We start from the raw sequence: 17,522 nt of genomic DNA on the forward strand, positions 1-17,522 counted from the left end.
GTCTAACCGCTTAGATTCTCGGGCCGGTTGGTTGAGAGGTGCTCATGAGGCGGAATGTGGTGCTGGCGGCGCTGGTGGTTGCGGCGGTGGTGGCAGGGTGCGGTGGGTCGTCTGATCAGCCGGTTGCCGGGGACACCGGGCCGGAGACGGGGACGATCACGTTTACCGGGACGGACAATGCGGCGACGTATGCGCCGGTGATTGCGGCGTTCGAGGCGAAGAATCCGGGGATCAAGGTCACCTACGCGCAGATTCCGTTCGATCAGTTCAACGCGACGATGCAGCAGCGGCTGAGTGCGAAGGATGCGGGGATCGACGTCTACACGGTCGACGAGCCGCGGGTGTCGCAGTTGGCGGCGAAGGGGTTCCTGGTGGAGCTCGGCGAGCTGGACGAGCGGGCGAAGAGTTCGTTCGGGGCGACGGCGTACAAGGTGAATCACTTCCGCGACAAGCTGTGGTCGCTGCCGATGTGGAACTCGACGCAGTTCCTCTTCTACAACAAGACCGCGCTGGTCAAGGCGCAGGTCGCGCCGCCGACCGCGGATCCGGCCAAGCGCTGGACCTGGGAGCAGGTCGAGGCGGCGGGCCGCAAGGCGCAGCAGGCGGGGACCAAGTACGGGCTGTTCATGGAGCAGCCCGAGGCGTACTACCAGCTGCAGCCGTTGGCCGAGTCGCTCGGCGGTGGCTCCGGCGTCACCGGCGACGACGCGCTCACGCCGGCGGTCGAGACCGAGGGCTGGAAGAAGGCCATGCAGTGGTACGGCGCCACCTACGCGAGCGGACTGTCGCCGCGGGGGATCGGCGGCTTCCAGACCGGGCCGGTGTTCAGTACCGGCAACGCGGCGTTCTTCGTCGGTGGTCCGTGGGACCTGAAGATCTTCGGCAGCGCCAAGTTCGACTGGGGTGTCGCGCCGCTGCCGTACTTCGCCGGCGGCAAGCCGGTCACACCGACCGGATCCTGGTCGCTGGGGATCAATCCGGCGTCGAAGCAGCAGGCGATGGCGCGGAAGTTCGCCGAGTTCGCGACCCTCGATCCGGCCGGCAACCTGGCCACCACGAAGACGACCACGATCATCCCGGCCAACCTCGAGGCACAGAAGCAGTACCTGCCCGCGATGGACGCCTACTCCGGCGCGCACACCGCCGGCGCTTCCGCGATCACGGCGTACGAGGCAGCCAGTACGGCGACCTCGCGGCCGGTGAGCGTCGGCTACATCCAGTTCGAGGAAGTGATGGGTAAGGCGTTCGCCGACATCCGCAACGGCAGCGATCCCAACGCCCGCCTCGCCGAAGCAACCCGCCAGCTCACCGCCGCATGGAAGTCTATTAAGTGAAGAAGCAGCGACAGGGACTGATCGCGCTCGCCTTCCTGGCGCCGGCGCTGATCAGTCTCGCCGTGCTCCGGATCGGCCCGGCGATCTACGCCCTGATCGAGAGCTTCTACGCCGAAAGCCTGCTCCGCGGCGGCCGCGTCTTCACCGGCCTCAGCAACTACACGGATCTGCTGGCGAACAAGGACTTCCGCCAAGCCGTCGCCGTGACGCTCCTGTTCACCGTGCTGATCAATCCGATCCAGGTCGTCGCATCGTTCCTGCTCGCCGTCCTCTTCACCCAGCGCGCACCCGGCACCCGCCTGTGGCGCACCCTGGTCATCCTCCCGATCGCCACGCCACCAGCGGTCTCGGCCGTGATCTGGAGTGTGATCTATCGGCCGGACGGAATCGCCAACGGTCTGCTGGCCCGGCTCGGTCTGCCCGAGCAGCCGTTCCTCACCTCGTCGAGCCAGGTCCTCCCGGCGTTGATCGTGCTGCTGTCCTGGATCGGCGTCGGCTACTGGATGCTCTTCCTGATCGCCGGAATCCAGGACATCCCAGGCGAGATCCGCGAGGCCGCACTGCTCGACGGTGCCGGTGCCTGGCGCCGGATGATCTCGGTCACGCTCCCGCTGGTACGGCGGCCACTCGCGTTCGTGCTCGTCGCCGACACCGTGTCGAACCTGCTGGTGTTCGCTCCCGTGCAGATCCTCACCAAAGGCGGACCGAACGGCGTCAGCAACCTCCTGATGTACGACGTCTACACCCGTGCCTACGCCTTGGGCGACATCCACGTGGCCCAGGCCGAGGTCGTCCTGCTCGTCGCACTGACGATCGCAATCGTGGCCGCGCAGTTCCGCCTGCTGCGAGGTGATCACGCATGAGACGACTCGGTTTGTCGGTGCTCGGCGCCGTGATCGGTCTGCTCTTCTTCATCCCGCTGCTGTGGGTCGTCACGAACTCGTTCCGCCCAGGCTCGGAGACGTTCGCGCACCTCAGCCCGCTGACCTGGGAATCGTTCTTCGAGCTGCGCCCGACCCTGATCAACTACCGCGATCTCTTCGGTGGCGAGATCGGTCGCGCGACCCTCAACTCCATCCTGGTCAGCGCAGCGACCGTGGTGGTCGGGCTGGCGGTCTGCGCCTCCGCCGCCTTCGGGCTCGCCGCCTTCCAGTACCGCGGTCGCGGCCTCGCGTTCGGCATCGTCGTACTGAGTTTCCTGGTGCCGTTCGACGCGATCGCTATCCCGCTGTCGGCGATGTTCCGGGACTGGAACCTGACCAACACCTTCACCGGCCTGGTGCTGCCCGGGATCGGCAACGGGATGGCGATCTTCCTGCTCCGGCAGTTCTTCCTCGGGATCCCGGCCGAGCTGGTCGAGGCCGGCCGGCTGGACGGGCTCGGCTGGTTCGGGGTGTTCCGGTGGATCTACCTGCCGCTGTCCCGGCCGGCCCTGATCGGCGCCGGGCTGATGCTGTTCCTCTTCCAATGGCAGTCCTACGTCTGGCCACTGTTAATAGGTACAGACGCCGACCACATCGTCGGTCCGGTAGCGCTGGCCAACCTGCAAGGGCAGAACTTCACCGACTACGGCTTGGTCTTCGCTGGTGCAGTTGTCCTCACGATCATCCCGCTTGCGGTCATCGCGGGCTTCCAGAAGTACTTCGTCCAGTCCGTCTCCAGCAGCGGACTCAAGTAGAGATGGACCAAATGCGGCAACTGATCCTCGACACCGACATCGGCTCGGACGTCGACGACGCGATGGCACTCGCACTGATCCTGGGCACGCCCAGCCTCGACCTCGTCGCCATCCACACCGTGTACGGCGACACCCGGCTGCGCTCGCAGTTGGCCCGCCGGTACGGCGCTCTGGCCGGACGCGACCTCACTGTCGTGGCCGGTACGGCGGAACCGTTGTCCGGACGGCCGGTCTGGTGGGCCGGTCACGAGGGCACCCTGCACAAGGATCTGGACGCGGAGACGTTCGCACCGGGCAGTGCGCCCGAAGACCTGGTCGCCCGGCTGCAGAACAACCAGGGCGCACTGGATGTCGTTGCGATCGGCCCCTTGACCAATCTGGCCGCCGCACTCGAGCTGGAGCCCCAGGCGGCCCAGTGGATCCGGCACCTGTGGGTCATGGGTGGCTGGTTCGGTGCGGACGCTGAGCCGGAGCACAACTTCAAGAGTGACGACGTGGCTGCCCGCGCCGTACTGACAGCAGGTATCCCCACCACGATCACTGCCATCGAGATCACCCGTCAGGTCAGCATCACGAACGACCTGCTGCAACGGATCCGGACCGCCGGGCCACTCGGTGCGGCACTGGGTGCGGACATCGAGCAGTGGTGGGCGTACTGGAACGAGACGTGGAACGTCCCGCACGACCCGGTAGCAGTGCTGACCCTGACCCGGCCGGATCTGTTCGCGCTGTCTGAGCCCGGGCACGTCACCATCGGCGCTGACGGTCTCAGTACGTTCACTCCGGATCCGGCAGGTACCGTGCGGATTGTGACCGAGCTGGACGCCGTTGCTGTTGCCGAGGAGATCGCTGCGCGGATCGTGGCCGCAGCAGGGTCGGTAGCAGGGGAGACTGATGGCGACGGCTCGTGACGTCGCCGAACGGGCGCGCACGTCCACGGCAACCGTCAGCTACGTCTTCAACAACGGTCCGCGGCCGGTAGCGGCGGCGACGCGACAGCGCGTGCTGGAGGCGGCCGCTGAGCTGGACTACAAGCCGAACGCGGTCGCTCGCGCACTCAGCGCGGGTCGCTCCTTCTCTTTGGGGCTACTGATCCCGCAGGTCCGCAACCCGTTCTTCGGCACGCTGACCGAGCACCTGGAGAACGTGGCTCGGGCACACGGCTACCTGCTGCTGATCGGTGACTCGGCGGGTGACCCGGCGCAGGAGTCCGCGCACATCGGCTCGTTTATCGAGCGGAAGGTGGACGGCGTCGTACTGGTGTCGCTGCTGGCGGAGCCGGCGATCCGGCGGTTCAGCTCGGCAGGTGTGCCGGTGGTTGCGCTGCACCCGGTACCGGATGGTGTGACGGTCTCAACGCTGTCTATTGACTACGTGGCTGCGGCTGAGGCTGCGGTGGATCACCTGTTGTCGCACGGCTACAAGACGTTGGCTGTCCTGACAGGTCCGGAAGACTCACCCGGTACGGCGCAACACCGGGCGGGGGTTGAGCGAGCACTGCAAGCGCATCCGAAGACGACAGTGCGGTACCACGCGGGCCCGGTATCCCGGTTCGCGGCGCGGGACGCCGTACAGGCTTGGTTTCAGCAGAAGCAGCCGCCGCGGGCTGTGTACTGCGCTACGGACGAGCAGGCGTTCGGCGTCCTCTTTGCTGCGTGGGACGCCGGACTACGCGTGCCGGAGGACGTTGCGGTGATGGGTGTCGACGGCACCGATGAGTGTGCGGTGACGATCCCACCGCTGGCCAGCGTGCGTCAGCCGGTCGAGGAGATCGCGCGGCGGGCGGTAGACGTACTACTGGCCGCCCCCGATCGGGAGGCGGCCAGAGTGGTCTTGGACTACGAGCTGGTACCGCGGACTTCCTGCGGGTGTTGATTACTCCGAAGCGCGGCGCAGGGCCTCGGAGAGGCGCTCGGCTGCGGCCATGACGGCCGGGGCGTGCATGCGGCCGGGCTGACGGGACAGGCGCTCGATCGGACCGGATACGGAGACCGCGGCAATCACTTTGCCGCTGGGGGAGCGGACCGGTGCGGAGACCGAGGCAACGCCCTGCTCGCGCTCACCGACTGAGTGTGCCCAGCCACGACGCCGGACGCCGGCCAGCGCGGCCGCGTTGAAGGTCGCGTTGTGAAGGCCACGGTGCATGCGCTCCGGGTCCTCCCAGGCAAGCAGTATTTGAGCAGCCGACCCGGCCGCCATGGTCAGCTGGCTGCCCACCGGCACGGTGTCGCGCAGACCCGACGGACGCTCGGCGGCGGCAACACAGACGCGGTACTCGCCCTGGCGGCGGAACAACTGGGCGGATTCACCAGTGATGTCCCGCAGTCGTGCAAGCACCGGACCGGCGGTCGCGAGGAGACGGTCCTCACCGGCGGCGGAGGCCAACTCGCTGAGTCGCGGGCCGAGCACGAAGCGTCCCTGCATGTCCCGCCCGACCAGCCGGTGGTGCTCGAGAGCCACCGCCAGCCGGTGTGCCGTCGGCCTCGCCAGCCCTGTCGCCGCCACGAGTCCGGCCAGGGTCGCCGGTCCGGACTCAAGTGCGGACAGAACGAGAGCTGCTTTGTCGAGCACGCCGACTCCGCTAGAGTTGTCCATGAGACGATACTGCCGTCTCGAATCGTGGAACGCAAGTCGCTTCGGGGCTCGGATCGAGCGCACTGTGAGCGAGAGCACGCACAACCACAGCAAACCTCAAAGGAGAGTCTGATGGGTAGGACGTTGTCGGAAAAGGTCTGGGATGCACATGTTGTGCGCCATGCAGACGGAGAGCCCGACCTCCTTTACATCGATCTCCACCTGGTGCACGAGGTCACCAGCCCCCAGGCGTTCGACGGCCTGCGGCTGGCCGGGCGTCAGGTTCGCCGGCCGGATCTGACGATCGCGACCGAGGACCACAACGTCCCGACGCTGGACGTGGACAAGCCGATCGCCGACCTGGTGTCGCGTACCCAGGTGGACACGCTGCGCAAGAATGCCAAGGAATTCGGCGTCCGCATCCACACGCTCGGCGACCCCGACCAGGGCGTCGTGCATGTCATCGGCCCGCAGCTCGGCCTGACCCAGCCCGGCATGACCGTGGTCTGCGGTGACAGCCACACCTCGACGCACGGCGCGTTCGGTGCGATTGCCTTCGGCATCGGTACCAGCGAGGTCGAGCATGTGCTGGCGACCCAGACGCTGATGCAGGCCCGCCCGAAGACGATGGCGGTCACGGTCGACGGCGTACTGCCCGACGGAGTTTCGGCCAAGGACCTGGTGCTCGCGCTGATCGCGCAGGTCGGCACCGGTGGCGGCCAGGGCTACATCGTCGAGTACCGCGGCGAGGCGATCCGTGCGCTCAGCATGGAAGCGCGGATGACGATCTGCAACATGTCGATCGAGTGGGGCGCCAAGGCCGGCATGATCGCGCCGGACGAGACGACCTTCAACTACCTGCAGGACAAGCCGCACGCGCCGCAGGGTGTCGACTGGGAAGCCGCGGTCGAGTACTGGAAGAGCCTGGCCACCGACGAGGACGCGACCTTCGACCGTGAGGTCGTGCTGCGCGCCGAGGACATCGCGCCGTTCGTCACCTGGGGCACCAACCCCGGCCAGGGTGTGCCGCTGTCGGCCAACGTGCCGTCGCCGGACGACTTCGACAACGAGAACGACAAGGTCGCGGCCGAGCGCGCGCTGGAGTACATGGGCCTGACGGCCGGTACGCCGCTGCGCGAGGTCAAGGTGGACACGGTCTTCCTGGGCTCCTGCACCAACGGCCGGATCGAGGACCTGCGTGCTGCCGCCGGTGTGCTGGCCGGGCGGAAGGTTGCCGAGGGCACCCGGATGCTCGTCGTACCGGGGTCGGGCCGGGTCCGGCTGCAGGCCGAGTCCGAGGGGCTGGACAAGATCTTCAAGGACGCCGGCGCCGAGTGGCGGGGCGCGGGTTGCTCGATGTGCCTGGGGATGAACCCGGACACCCTGGCACCCGGCGAGCGCAGCGCCTCCACCTCGAACCGCAACTTCGAAGGCCGCCAGGGCAAGGGCGGTCGCACCCACCTGGTCTCGCCCTTGGTTGCCGCCGCGACCGCCGTCACCGGGACGCTCGCCGCCCCGGCAGACCTGCAGCCCATCGATGTCGCCGTACCCGAGAACGTCTGAGGAGCTCAGAAATCATGGATGCCTTCACCCAGCACATCGGTACGGCGGCCCCGCTGCGCCGCAGCAACGTCGACACCGACCAGATCATCCCGGCCGAGTACCTGAAGCGGGTCACCCGGACCGGATTCGAGGACGGCCTGTTCGCTGCCTGGCGCAACGACCCCGCGTTCGTCCTGAACCAGCCGGAGTACGGCGGTGTGTCCGTCCTCGTCGCCGGCCCCGACTTCGGGACGGGATCCTCGCGTGAGCACGCGGTCTGGGCCCTGCTCGACTACGGCTTCCGCGTCGTCGTCTGCTCGCGGTTCGGCGACATCTTCCGCGGCAACTCCGGCAAGGCCGGACTGCTCGCGGCCCTGGTCACCCAGGACGTCGTCGAGCAGCTGTGGGCAACGGTCGAGAAGGACCCGGGCACCAAGGTGACCGTCGATCTCGAGGCCAAGACGATCTCCGCGGGCGAGCTCTCCGCGCCCTTCGAGATCGACGACTACACGCGCTACCGGCTGCTGAACGGCCTCGACGACGTCGGCATCACCTTGTCCCACGAGGCCGACATCGCCGCCTACGAAGCGACCCGTCCGGCCTTCAAGCCGGCCACCTTGCCCGCAAAGGCTTGAGCTGCTGAGTTCTCGCCCCTGTAACACTTTGGTGGACAGGGGCGATAACTCTGGTGTTACCCTTGCGTGGTTGTCAGAACAAGGCTTGCGAGACCTAGGAGGTGAGGCGCTGATGAACAGCAGCGAACCCTCCAGACCTATCGGTCTCGCTCGACCGTTGTAGGACTGACTCTCTTTCCCTTTTTCCCTTTAGGAAGACACAGTTCCTGCAGTGCTGGTCGGGCAGACGTGTGCCGTCTCTCACCCGTACCACCGCACCTGGAGGACTCATGTCCGACCTTCGCCTGCGCACTTTTGGCCGCTTCAGCCGTACGCCGTCACTGCGTGGCACCGCGCGTAAGCACGCTGCACCTGCTCCCGTGATCGAGCCGGCCGTCGAGAAGCCGCGCGACACCCAGAAGCCCAAGGGCCACAGCGTCGTCGACAGCGCGATCTACTGCGACGGCCGCCGGATCGCCTCGCCCGAATCGCTGGCCGAGACCTATCGCGTGCTGCACAAGGCACCGCAGGGCCTGGCCTGGATCGGCCTGTATCGCCCGGACCAGCGCGAACTCAACTCACTGGCCCAGGAGTTCGGCCTGCACGAGCTGGCCGTCGAGGACGCCATCCAGGCCCACCAGCGGCCGAAGCTCGAGCGGTACGGCGACACGTTGTTCGTCGTACTGAAGGCCGCTCGCTACCGGGACGCGACCGAGGAGGTCGAGTTCGGCGAGGTGCACGTGTTCGTCGGCCCGGACTTCGTGGTGACGGTCCGGCATGCCGAAGCGCCCAACCTGGCCGCGGTCCGGCGCCGGGTCGAGCACGACCCCGAGCTGCTCAACCTCGGCACCGAGGCGGTGCTCTACGCGATCCTGGACAAGGTCGTCGACGGCTATGCACCAGTGGTCGCAGGTCTCGAGAACGACATCGACGAGATCGAGACCGAGGTGTTCCGCGGTGATCCGAAGGTGTCGCGGCGCATCTACGAGTTGTCCCGTGAGGTGATCGAGTTCCAGCGCGCGACCCGGCCACTGGTCGGCATGCTGCAGGGATTGCGCGGCGGCTTCGACAAGTACGGCGTCGACGAGGAACTGCAGCGTTACCTGCGCGACGTCGCCGACCACGTCACCGAGGTGGTGGAGAAGGTCGACGGTTTCCGCGAGCTGCTGCGCGACATCCTGACGGTGAACGCGACCCTGGTGGCCCAGCAGCAGAACGAGGAGATGAAGAGCCTCACCATCGCGAGCAGCGAGCAGAACGAAGAGGTGAAGCGGATCTCTGCGTGGGCGGCGATCCTGTTCGCGCCGACCCTGATCGGCACTGTCTACGGGATGAACTTCGACTACATGCCGGAGCTCCATTGGCAGCTCGGATATCCGTTCGCGGTCGGTCTGATGGCGTTGGTGTGCGTCGGTCTGCACCAGATCTTCAAGCGCCGCGGTTGGCTCTGAAGCTGCCGCAAAACGGGCCAAAACCTCGCAGGAACACCGGATCCGGGCGATTTGTGGCAAGAATCGCCTAAAAACAAGCCGAAATGCCGCGTGGGTGTTTGGCAACGGCCTGCTGAGTCCATAACGTTCCTGAGAGATCGAGCGCTGTGCTCGACACCCAGTTCACGGAGGGAAGACAGTGAACAAGAGCCAGTTGGTCGAAGCGCTCGCAGTGCACTTCGACGGAAACCGCCGCCAGGCTCAGCACGCCCTGGAGTCGATCATCGACACCATCCAGCGCGAGCTGACCAAGAAGGGTGGCAAGGTCGCCATCACCGGTTTCGGTGCCTTCGAAGCCATCGATCGCCCGGCACGCCTGGTCCGGAACCCGCGTACGAACGAGGTTCTCAAGGCCAAGAAGACCGTGGTTCCGAAGTTCCGCGCGGGTGCGGAGCTGAAGGCCGTTGTCTCCGGTGCGAAGAAGCTGCCGAAGCTGGTAGCTCCGAAGGCCACCGCGACCGCCACCAAGGCGGCCGCACCGGCGAAGAAGGCGGCTCCGGTCAAGGCCGCGGCCAAGAAGGCCGCTCCGGTCAAGGCTGCCGCCAAGAAGGCGCCGGCCAAGAAGGCTGCACCGGTCAAGGCCGCAGCCAAGAAGGCCGCTCCGGTCAAGGCTGCCGCCAAGAAGGCGCCGGCCAAGAAGGCCGCACCGGTCAAGGCAGTAGCGAAGAAGGCGCCGGCCAAGAAGGCCCCCGCCAAGAAGGTCGCCGCGAAGAAGGCTCCGGCCAAGCGCGCAGCACGCTGAAGTAACTAGCACCACGGCAGAAGGCCGGTCACTCCCTCCAGGAGCGACCGGCCTTCGCTTGTGTCTACAGGACTGTGGCGAAGTCGACCTTGGTGATCGCGAGGCTCGCACCGGAGCCGCTGGTCTGGATGCGCACCCGCTGTCCCACCCGCAGCAGGCGAACCGGAGTCTCCGCGATCGCATGCACGGTAAAGGGAAGCTCGATCCCGGTGTCGGTGAGCACCGCTCCGGAGAAGGTCTCGCTGTCGTACCGGCTCACAGTGGCTTGCATGTCAGCAGGCTAGGCCTTCGGACCCGGTTGCGGAACCAAGCACCAGCGACATCACGTCAGCGGTCGCGGGACCGACACCCAGCTGGACCGCGTGCGCGAGATCCGCGGCAGTGTCGACGTCCCGCCGTACCGAGTCCATGTTCGGCAGGTCGATGGGGACTGCCCCGGAAGCCTGGTGGGCCAGGGCGGAGCCGACACCGAAGCGGGGATCGAGCTCGACACCAGCAGCGGCCGCGAGCATCGTCGTACCGGTGCCTGGCTGGTCGACGACGAACGATCGCGGTGCCACACAGGCCGCGAGCACGGCCGTCAGCTCGGCCGGACGCAACGCGGGCAGGTCGGCCGACAAGGCAGCCACACCATGCCCTGGGAACTCGGCAGCGGCGATCGTGGCGCCGTGCCGGAGCGCGCCGTTCAGTCCATCGGCGGCCAGATCCGGTACGACGTGGGCGCCGACCGCAGTCACGTCCGCAGCCACCACCGGGTCATCCGTAACCACCAGAACTGCGCGCACCAGGCCCGAAGCCAGCGCAGCCGCAGTAGTGTCGACAGCAAAGGCGCGCGCGAGCTCCGGGCGGTGCTGCGGGTAGGCCGCAGCCAGCCGGCTCTTCGCGATCGCCGTACGCTTCACCGGGATCGCCAGGATCCAGGGAACGACCTGTAGGTCTGCCATCAGGCAGGATTCTCCCATGGCGGAGAGCAGTGACCAGCACCAGGAGGCTGTAGTGGACGACCCGAGACCGCGGCGGGGTTTCTGGTTCGGCGTGATCGTCGCGCTCGTCAAGCCGTTCATGCTGATCTGGACCAAGCCGCAGTTCACCGGCCGGGAGAACATGCCCCGGACCGGTGGCGTGGTGTTCGTGCCGAACCACATCTCGCATTTCGACCCGTTCGTGCTCGGCTTCTTCATCTGGGAATGCCGGCGGATCCCGCGGATGCTCGGCAAGGCGTCCTTGTTCAAGCTGCCGATCGCCGGCCGGATCATCAGCAGCGCCGGGCAGATTCCCGTGTACCGCGATTCCACCCAGGCCGCGGATGCGTTCCGCGACGCGGTGGCAGCAGTCGAACGCGGTGAGTGCGTCGGTGTTTATCCCGAAGGCACCATCACCCGGGATCCCGATCTCTGGCCGATGACCGGGAAGACTGGCGCGGCCCGGATCGCGTTGATGACCGGCGCTCCGGTGATCCCGGTCGCCAACTGGGGTGCGCAGGAGATTCTCCGGTCCTACACCGGGCGGATGCGGTTCCGCCTGCTGCCGCGCAAGACCGTGATGGCGCGGGCCGGGAAGCCGGTCGACCTGAGCGCGTTCCAGGGCAAGCCGATCACCAACCAGCTGTTGCACGAGGCAACCGAGGTGATCATGCACGCGCTCGCCGAGACCCTGGGTGAACTGCGCGGTGAGACCCCGCCCAAAGAACTGTACGACCTGCGCAAAGCCCGCCGTTCCGAGCGTGAGGAGAACGAATGACAAAGGTCGCGGTGTTCGGTGCCGGATCCTGGGGTACGGCGTTCGCCACGGTGCTCGCTGGTGCGGGGAACCAGGTCTCGTTGTGGGCCCGGCGGCAGTCGGTGTGCGACGTGATCAACACCCAGCACGAGAACCCGGACTACCTGCCGGGGATCCGGTTGTCCGAAGCGATCACTGCGACTCATGATCCGGCCGCGGCGGCTGATGGCGCGGAGGCCGTCGTACTGTCTGTGCCTTCGCAGTCACTGCGGGAGAATCTGCGCGACTGGGCCGGGGTGCTGCCGGACGCCGTACCGCTGGTGAGTTTGATGAAGGGCGTCGAGGTCGGTACGACGTTGCGCATGTCCGAGGTGATCGCGGAGCTGACCGGTGCCGGGCCGGAGCGGATCGCTGTCGTGTCGGGTCCGAACCTGGCACGCGAGATCGCCGAGGGCCAGCCTGCGGCCGCGGTGGTTGCCTGTGCGGATGAAGGTACGGCGAACCGGTTGCAGAAGCTGTGTCACTCGGGCACGTTCCGTCCTTATACGAACACGGACGTCGTCGGGTGTGAGCTTGGTGGTGCGACGAAGAACGTGATCGCGTTGGCTGTCGGGATGGCGGTCGGGTTCGGCTTCGGGGACAACGCGCGGGCGTCGGTGATCACGCGCGGTCTGGCGGAGACCGCTCGGCTCGGTGCAGCGTTGGGGGCGGATGAGCACACGTTCTCCGGCCTGGCTGGTCTGGGCGACTTGGTTGCCACGTGTTCGTCGCCGCTGTCGCGCAACCGCACGTTCGGCGAGAAGTTGGGCCAGGGGATGACGGTTGCCGAGATCGCCGGTGCGACGCGACAGGTTGCCGAAGGCGTGAAGTCCTGCTCGTCGATCGCCGAGCTCGCGCACCGGCACGACGTCGAGATGCCGATCGCCGAAGCAGTCACCAAGGTGGTCGCGGGGGAGATGACCCCGAAGGACATGCTGTTCAGTCTGGTTTCCCGTTCGGCGAAGGCGGAGCGCTGGTGATCCCCGAAGCCTTCGCCGCCGCCACAACCGCTCGCGAAGGCACAGCCGGTACGGCGTGGCTCGCGACCCTGCCCGCGATTGTCAGTGAACTGGTGGATCGCTGGAACTGCACTCCGGACGGCGACTGGATGCACGGCGAGGTCGGCGTGATCGTCCCGGTCCAACGCTCCGGTGAACCGCTGGTGCTGAAGGTGTCGTTCACCCATCCCGGCAATGTGCATGAGCCGGACGCCTACACAGCCTGGAACGGCCGCGGAGCCGTTCACCTGTACGAGCGCGCCGACGAGCACTACGCCATGCTGCTCGAACGAGCCCACCCCACCACCCTCCGAGACTCGGACGCAGACGTGGCCGTGGTGGGCGGGCAGATGAGTCGCCTCCTCGCAATCCCCGCACCTGACGGGCTTCCTCGCCTGCAGGACCGTGCCGACGAGTGGGCCGCGGAACTGCAGAAGGACATGGCGGAGTTCAGCGGCGTACTGCCTGACGCAGTGGTTGCCCGGGCGTTCGGGGTGATTGACGAGTTGGTGCGGGAGCAGCCCGACGTACTGATTCATGGGGATCTGCATCATCGGAACATCCTGAGCGCGGACCGGGAGCCTTGGCTGGCGATCGATCCGAAGGGGTTGATCGGGGATCCGGCGTACGACGCGGTGACGTTCATGAAGGCGCGGACGTTGGTGCTGATGCAGGGCGATCTGCTGGGCGGCATGACGCGGGAGCTTGCGGCGTACTGTGAGGCGGCGGAGCTCGACCAGGCTCGGGTACGGCGGTGGATTCAGCTCGAGCTCGTGCGGACGGCGTACTGGCTGCGGCGGTACGGCGTCGGGGCGGTCCGGCGTGGGGACATCGCGCGTGACCCGGCAGTGCAGATGGTCGACGAGTTGGCGATCAACTGGGCGTGACGAGCACGTGCTGCTGGACCAGGATGGCGGCACCACGCAGCGCCGCGTCGTACGGGGACCTCGTGGTGGTGACGTGCAGTCCGGTGGTGGCCAAGGGCAACGATCGGGCGTAGACGGTCTCGCGGATTCCGGCCAGCAGATGATCACCGGCCTGGGAGAGTGAACCGCCGATCACGAGGACGGACGGGTTCAGCAGGCTGACCGCGGCGGCGAGGACGGTGCCGATCTCGCGGCCGGCCTGGCGGACGGCGGTGGTAGCCGCGGTGTTGCCCGAGCGGACGAGGTCGATGATGTCGTGGCTGCCACTGACGTTCAGGCGGGCGGCGATGGCCGCGGCGGAGGCGACCGCCTCCAGACAGCCGACGTTGCCGCAGCGGCAGAGCTCGGTGTGACCTGGCGTCTGGATGTGGCCGATATCCCCGGCCGCGCCTTGGGCGCCACGATGCAGCCGGCCGCCGCTGATCACACCGGCGCCGATTCCGGTGGCGACCTTGACGAACAGCAGGTGCTCGACGTCGGCGTACTCGGTCGCGTGTTCGCCGAGCGCCATGATGTTCACGTCGTTGTCGACCAGCACCGGTCCCGGCAGCTCCCGGCTCAGTCGCCCGGCGACGTCGTACGAATCCCAGCCAGGCATGATCGGCGGATGATTCGGCCGCCCGGTGGAATGCTCGACGGGGCCCGGCAGACCCACGCCGGTCCCGGCGAGATCTTTGAGCGACCGGCCTGCTGTCTTCAGGAGCGACCGTCCGGTGCGGACGACCTCGGCCAGCACGATCTCGGGGCCTTCGGCAATGTTCAGCGGAGTGGTCGACCGGGCGACGATCTCGCCGGTCAGGTCGGTGAGCGCGACCGACAGATGCGTCGCGCCGACATCCGCGGCGAGGATCAACCGGGCCGCCGGATTGAGCCGGAACCGGGCCGGCGGGCGACCCCCGGTGGACGCAGCCTCACCCGACGGTACGACGAGGCCGGTTGCGAGCAGGGATTCGATCCGGCCGGTCACCGTCGAGCGGGCCAGGCCGCTGGAGTCGATCAGCTCGGCCCGGGTCCGCGGGCGCCCGTCGAGCAGCAACCGCAACACCGCGTCGGGTTCGCTCATGTACTTCCGTTCTCGGAGCGCTGGACTTTTGCTTGACAGGGCTCAAAAGTGTCACATAGCGTCCTTCGACGTGTCCACCAAGCTGAAGGTCGGGATTGTCGGCGGCGGTTTCATGGGCCGGGTGCACGGCAGATCGGCGCTGGTCTCCGGCGCGCAGATCGTCGGTGCGGTCGGATCCAGCCCGGCGCGCGCCGAGGCGGCGGCCGAAGCATCCGGGGCCGAGCGTGGCTACGAGACGCTCGCCGACCTGCTGGCCACGGATGTGGACGTCATCCACGTCTGTACGCCGAACAACACGCACCGCGAGGTGACCCTGCAGGCGCTCGCCGCAGGCAAGCACGTGGTCTGTGAGAAGCCGCTGGCGACGTCTGTGGCCGATGCGACCGGTCTCGAGGCCGCTGCGCACGAGGCGGGCCTGGTTGGCGCCGTACCGTTCGTCTACCGCTACCACCCGATGGTGCGCGAGCTGCGGGCCCGCCTCGCTGCTGGTGAGGCCGGTGTGATCACCAGCCTGCACGGTTCGTACCTGCAGGACTGGCTGGCCGGTGCCGACGATCAGAACTGGCGAGTGGACGACTCCACCGGTGGACCGTCGCGGACGTTCGCTGACATCGGCTCGCACTGGTGCGACCTGACCGAGTTCGTCACTGGCGACAAGATCGCTGCGATCAGTGCGCAGCTGCGGACGGTCCGCGGCGAGCGCGGGGGAGTGCCGGTCCGCACTGAGGACCTGGCCACCGCACAGTTCCGCACCGAGGCCGGAGTGGTCGGCACGATCGTCGTCAGCCAGGTAGCGGCCGGCCGGAAGAACCGCCTCTACCTGGAGGTCTCCGGGACCGAGGGGAGCTTCGGCTTCGACCAGGAGGACCCCGACCGGCTCTGGGCAGGCCGCCGTACCGCCTCCCAGATTCTGACCCGTGACCCCGACACGCTGAGCCCCGGTGCGGCTCGTGTGAACCGCTTGCCCGCCGGACATGCCCAGGGGTACCAGGACGCGTTCGACTCGTTCGTCGCGGACAGCTACGCCGCCGTACTGGGTGACCGCCCGGACGGTCTGCCCGATTTCGCCGCCGGTGCGCGGTCCGCCCAGCTGATCGACGCCGTACTGCGCTCAGCTGCCGCGGACAGTGCCTGGATCACCGTTCCTGGATCACCGATTAAGGGGAGCTAGCCAGATGCCACGCCCGATCACGCTGTTCACCGGCCAGTGGGCCGACCTGCCGTTCGAGGAGGTCTGCCAGTTCGCCTCCGAGGCCGGGTACGACGGGGTGGAGATCGCCTGCTCCGGCGACCACTTCGACGTACAGCAGGCTGTCGACGACGACTCGTACGTCCAGAGCCGCAAGGACATCCTGGCCAAGTACAACCTGAGCGTCTACGCGATCTCCAACCACCTGGTGGGTCAGGCGGTCTGCGACAACCCGATCGACTTCCGGCACCAGGCGATCGTGCCGTCCCGGATCTGGGGCGACGGTGACGGCGAGGGCGTCCGGCAGCGCGCGGCCGAGGACCTGAAGAACACCGCCCGGGCGGCCGCCAAGCTCGGTGTCGACACGGTGATCGGCTTCACCGGCTCGTCGATCTGGCAGTACGTCGCGATGTTCCCGCCGGTGCCCGCGGCGACGATCGACGCCGGGTACCAGGACTTCGCCGACCGGTGGAACCCGATCCTGGACGTGTTCGACGCCGAAGGGGTCCGGTTCGCGCACGAGGTGCACCCGTCGGAGATCGCGTACGACTACTGGACCACCACGCTGGCGCTCGAGGCGATCAACCACCGCCCCGCCTTCGGCCTGAACTGGGACCCGTCGCACATGGTCTGGCAGGACATCGACCCGGTCGCGTTCCTCTGGGACTTCAAGGACCGGATCTACCACGTCGACTGCAAGGACACCCGGATGCGCGTCGGCGGCGGCCGCAACGGCCGCCTCGGCTCGCACCTGCCCTGGGGCGACCCGCGCCGCGGCTGGGACTTCTACTCCACCGGCCACGGCGACGTCCAGTGGGAGGACTGCTTCCGCGTCCTCAACTCGATCGGCTACACCGGCCCGATCTCGGTCGAGTGGGAAGACGCCGGCATGGAACGCAAGGTCGGCGCCGCCGAAGCCGTCAACGTCATCCGCGCCCTGGCCTTCGACAAGCCCACCGCCGCCTTCGACGCAGCCTTCGCCACCGACAAGTAGCCCGCCCATCCCCGGAGGGGAGTAAACGACTCGAGCCCCGGCAACTGACGGGGGTTCGGACACCCACTGGGGGCCTTGAACAGGTCATAACGTGTTCAAGGTCCCCAGTTCCTGGTCACGCCCCCGGCGACTGGTCGGCGTCATACTCGGTCTCATGACCGACTTCGAGACTCTGCGGGCCCTGGCCGACGAAGGCAACGAGAAGGCCGCCGACAAACTCGCCGACCTGGCCGACGAGCGCTCCGACCTCGACACCCTCAACGACCTCCTCGACGAGGGCAACGACCGAGCCGGCGAACACCTCACCCGCCGGGCCGCCGCCACCAAAGACCTCCGCGAACTCCAACGCATCAGCGACGCCGGCTACGAAGAAGCCACCGAAGTCCTCAACACCCTCCTCTGACCGCGCCCCGCCCGCGACCCGAGGTCGTGGTCCGGCGCCACCTTGGGCATCCACCAACCACCTGTGGCCCGCCGCGACGGGCGAACCGTGCTCAAGGTCGCGTGGTCGGCTCACCTTGAGCACCCATCGACCACCGTTCGGGCGCGTAGATGGTTGACCCGTGCTCAACGTCGTACCGGCTCGTGGGAGGCCCCCCGACCGGCGCGTCAGATGGTGG

Annotated in this window: 19 protein-coding genes; 15 read left to right on the forward strand and 4 right to left on the reverse strand. The window is 67.5% G+C overall.

The window, feature by feature from the left end:
- Positions 1-44 precede the first annotated feature (44 nt).
- From E1261_RS32175 to E1261_RS32195, 5 genes are read left to right on the forward strand one after another with little or no spacing between them, the layout of a single operon-like run.
- Positions 45-1,334, forward strand: a complete 1,290-nt coding sequence (locus E1261_RS32175; RefSeq protein WP_132413257.1) for a sugar ABC transporter substrate-binding protein — start codon at positions 45-47, stop codon at positions 1,332-1,334.
- Entirely contained in the window at positions 1,331-2,197 is an 867-nt protein-coding gene (locus tag E1261_RS32180; protein ID WP_132413259.1) for a carbohydrate ABC transporter permease, read from the forward strand. Before E1261_RS32175 ends, E1261_RS32180 begins: the two co-directional genes overlap by 4 nt.
- A complete protein-coding gene (locus E1261_RS32185; RefSeq protein WP_132413261.1) occupies positions 2,194-3,012 on the forward strand; it encodes a carbohydrate ABC transporter permease in 819 nt (272 codons plus the stop codon). Before E1261_RS32180 ends, E1261_RS32185 begins: the two co-directional genes overlap by 4 nt.
- 11 nt (positions 3,013-3,023) lie before the next feature.
- Positions 3,024-3,923, forward strand: a complete 900-nt coding sequence (locus E1261_RS32190; RefSeq protein WP_165952731.1) for a nucleoside hydrolase — start codon at positions 3,024-3,026, stop codon at positions 3,921-3,923.
- Entirely contained in the window at positions 3,907-4,887 is a 981-nt protein-coding gene (locus E1261_RS32195; RefSeq protein ID WP_132413265.1) for a LacI family DNA-binding transcriptional regulator, read from the forward strand. Before E1261_RS32190 ends, E1261_RS32195 begins: the two co-directional genes overlap by 17 nt.
- Here E1261_RS32195 and E1261_RS32200 read toward each other — a convergent pair whose 3' ends face one another.
- Positions 4,888-5,607 carry an IclR family transcriptional regulator gene (locus E1261_RS32200; RefSeq protein WP_012922430.1) on the reverse strand — a complete coding sequence of 240 codons (720 nt, stop codon included), beginning with the start codon at positions 5,605-5,607 and terminating at the stop codon, positions 4,888-4,890. It lies immediately after the preceding gene.
- Positions 5,608-5,718: 111 nt separating this feature from the next.
- Here E1261_RS32200 and leuC point away from each other — a divergent pair, with 111 nt between their 5' ends.
- From leuC to E1261_RS32220, 4 genes are all read left to right on the forward strand, one after another.
- The gene (leuC, locus tag E1261_RS32205) at positions 5,719-7,149 is read left to right on the forward strand and encodes a 3-isopropylmalate dehydratase large subunit (protein WP_132413267.1); all 1,431 of its coding nucleotides are present in this window, start codon (positions 5,719-5,721) and stop codon (positions 7,147-7,149) included.
- A 14-nt stretch (positions 7,150-7,163) separates the two neighbouring features.
- The gene (leuD, locus tag E1261_RS32210; RefSeq protein WP_132413269.1) at positions 7,164-7,763 is read left to right on the forward strand and encodes a 3-isopropylmalate dehydratase small subunit; all 600 of its coding nucleotides are present in this window, start codon (positions 7,164-7,166) and stop codon (positions 7,761-7,763) included.
- A 269-nt stretch (positions 7,764-8,032) separates the two neighbouring features.
- Positions 8,033-9,193: a magnesium/cobalt transporter CorA gene (gene corA, locus E1261_RS32215; RefSeq protein WP_132413271.1), complete on the forward strand. Its 1,161-nt coding sequence runs from the start codon at positions 8,033-8,035 to the stop codon at positions 9,191-9,193.
- Positions 9,194-9,371: 178 nt separating this feature from the next.
- Positions 9,372-9,974, forward strand: a complete 603-nt coding sequence (locus E1261_RS32220) for an HU family DNA-binding protein (RefSeq protein WP_132413273.1) — start codon at positions 9,372-9,374, stop codon at positions 9,972-9,974.
- A gap of 64 nt (positions 9,975-10,038) precedes the next feature.
- Here E1261_RS32220 and E1261_RS32225 read toward each other — a convergent pair whose 3' ends face one another.
- Positions 10,039-10,245 carry a hypothetical protein gene (locus tag E1261_RS32225; RefSeq protein ID WP_132413275.1) on the reverse strand — a complete coding sequence of 69 codons (207 nt, stop codon included), beginning with the start codon at positions 10,243-10,245 and terminating at the stop codon, positions 10,039-10,041.
- Between the two features lies 1 nt (position 10,246).
- Entirely contained in the window at positions 10,247-10,918 is a 672-nt protein-coding gene (gene cofC / locus E1261_RS32230; RefSeq protein WP_132413277.1) for a 2-phospho-L-lactate guanylyltransferase, read from the reverse strand.
- Positions 10,919-10,934: 16 nt separating this feature from the next.
- On the opposite strand from cofC, the gene E1261_RS32235 reads away from it, so the two are divergent.
- Genes E1261_RS32235 through E1261_RS32245 form a run of 3 tightly spaced genes read left to right on the forward strand, consistent with a single transcriptional unit; the run spans position 10,935 to position 13,617 of the window.
- Positions 10,935-11,714 carry a lysophospholipid acyltransferase family protein gene (locus E1261_RS32235; protein ID WP_132413279.1) on the forward strand — a complete coding sequence of 260 codons (780 nt, stop codon included), beginning with the start codon at positions 10,935-10,937 and terminating at the stop codon, positions 11,712-11,714.
- Positions 11,711-12,712, forward strand: coding sequence for an NAD(P)H-dependent glycerol-3-phosphate dehydrogenase (locus E1261_RS32240; protein WP_132413281.1), 1,002 nt, complete (start codon positions 11,711-11,713; stop codon positions 12,710-12,712). Before E1261_RS32235 ends, E1261_RS32240 begins: the two co-directional genes overlap by 4 nt.
- Positions 12,709-13,617 carry an aminoglycoside phosphotransferase family protein gene (locus E1261_RS32245; protein WP_202875204.1) on the forward strand — a complete coding sequence of 303 codons (909 nt, stop codon included), beginning with the start codon at positions 12,709-12,711 and terminating at the stop codon, positions 13,615-13,617. The genes E1261_RS32240 and E1261_RS32245 overlap by 4 nt, the downstream gene beginning before the upstream one ends.
- On the opposite strand, the gene E1261_RS32250 is transcribed toward E1261_RS32245, so the two are convergent.
- Complete coding sequence (locus E1261_RS32250; protein WP_132413283.1) at positions 13,604-14,719, reverse strand: ROK family transcriptional regulator; 1,116 nt, start codon at positions 14,717-14,719, stop codon at positions 13,604-13,606. The two genes, E1261_RS32245 and E1261_RS32250, sit on opposite strands and share 14 nt — an antisense overlap.
- A 70-nt stretch (positions 14,720-14,789) precedes the next feature.
- Here E1261_RS32250 and E1261_RS32255 point away from each other — a divergent pair, with 70 nt between their 5' ends.
- From E1261_RS32255 to E1261_RS32265, 3 genes are all read left to right on the forward strand, one after another.
- Positions 14,790-15,890: a Gfo/Idh/MocA family protein gene (locus E1261_RS32255; protein ID WP_238176561.1), complete on the forward strand. Its 1,101-nt coding sequence runs from the start codon at positions 14,790-14,792 to the stop codon at positions 15,888-15,890.
- A 4-nt stretch (positions 15,891-15,894) separates the two neighbouring features.
- On the forward strand, positions 15,895-16,902 hold the full coding sequence (locus E1261_RS32260) for a sugar phosphate isomerase/epimerase family protein (protein ID WP_132413287.1): 1,008 nt from the start codon (positions 15,895-15,897) through the stop codon (positions 16,900-16,902).
- 154 nt (positions 16,903-17,056) lie between these two features.
- Positions 17,057-17,305 (forward strand): hypothetical protein, encoded by a 249-nt coding sequence (locus E1261_RS32265; RefSeq protein ID WP_132413289.1) that lies wholly within the window; start codon positions 17,057-17,059, stop codon positions 17,303-17,305.
- The last annotated feature ends 217 nt before the right edge of the window (positions 17,306-17,522 follow it).

The sequence above is a fragment of the Kribbella albertanoniae genome (assembly GCF_004348455.1).
GTDB lineage: Bacteria > Actinomycetota > Actinomycetes > Propionibacteriales > Kribbellaceae > Kribbella > Kribbella albertanoniae.

Coding starts and splice junctions, on each gene's coding strand:
- E1261_RS32200 (WP_012922430.1), bottom strand. CDS start 5,607: ATGGACAACTCTAGCGGAGTCGGCGTGCTCGACAAAGCAGCTCTCGTT.
- E1261_RS32265 (WP_132413289.1), top strand. CDS start 17,057: ATGACCGACTTCGAGACTCTGCGGGCCCTGGCCGACGAAGGCAACGAG.
- E1261_RS32240 (WP_132413281.1), top strand. CDS start 11,711: ATGACAAAGGTCGCGGTGTTCGGTGCCGGATCCTGGGGTACGGCGTTC.
- E1261_RS32175 (WP_132413257.1), top strand. CDS start 45: ATGAGGCGGAATGTGGTGCTGGCGGCGCTGGTGGTTGCGGCGGTGGTG.
- E1261_RS32250 (WP_132413283.1), bottom strand. CDS start 14,719: ATGAGCGAACCCGACGCGGTGTTGCGGTTGCTGCTCGACGGGCGCCCG.
- corA (WP_132413271.1), top strand. CDS start 8,033: ATGTCCGACCTTCGCCTGCGCACTTTTGGCCGCTTCAGCCGTACGCCG.
- E1261_RS32190 (WP_165952731.1), top strand. CDS start 3,024: ATGCGGCAACTGATCCTCGACACCGACATCGGCTCGGACGTCGACGAC.
- E1261_RS32235 (WP_132413279.1), top strand. CDS start 10,935: ATGGCGGAGAGCAGTGACCAGCACCAGGAGGCTGTAGTGGACGACCCG.
- E1261_RS32225 (WP_132413275.1), bottom strand. CDS start 10,245: ATGCAAGCCACTGTGAGCCGGTACGACAGCGAGACCTTCTCCGGAGCG.
- E1261_RS32195 (WP_132413265.1), top strand. CDS start 3,907: ATGGCGACGGCTCGTGACGTCGCCGAACGGGCGCGCACGTCCACGGCA.
- E1261_RS32185 (WP_132413261.1), top strand. CDS start 2,194: ATGAGACGACTCGGTTTGTCGGTGCTCGGCGCCGTGATCGGTCTGCTC.
- leuD (WP_132413269.1), top strand. CDS start 7,164: ATGGATGCCTTCACCCAGCACATCGGTACGGCGGCCCCGCTGCGCCGC.
- leuC (WP_132413267.1), top strand. CDS start 5,719: ATGGGTAGGACGTTGTCGGAAAAGGTCTGGGATGCACATGTTGTGCGC.
- E1261_RS32260 (WP_132413287.1), top strand. CDS start 15,895: ATGCCACGCCCGATCACGCTGTTCACCGGCCAGTGGGCCGACCTGCCG.
- cofC (WP_132413277.1), bottom strand. CDS start 10,918: ATGGCAGACCTACAGGTCGTTCCCTGGATCCTGGCGATCCCGGTGAAG.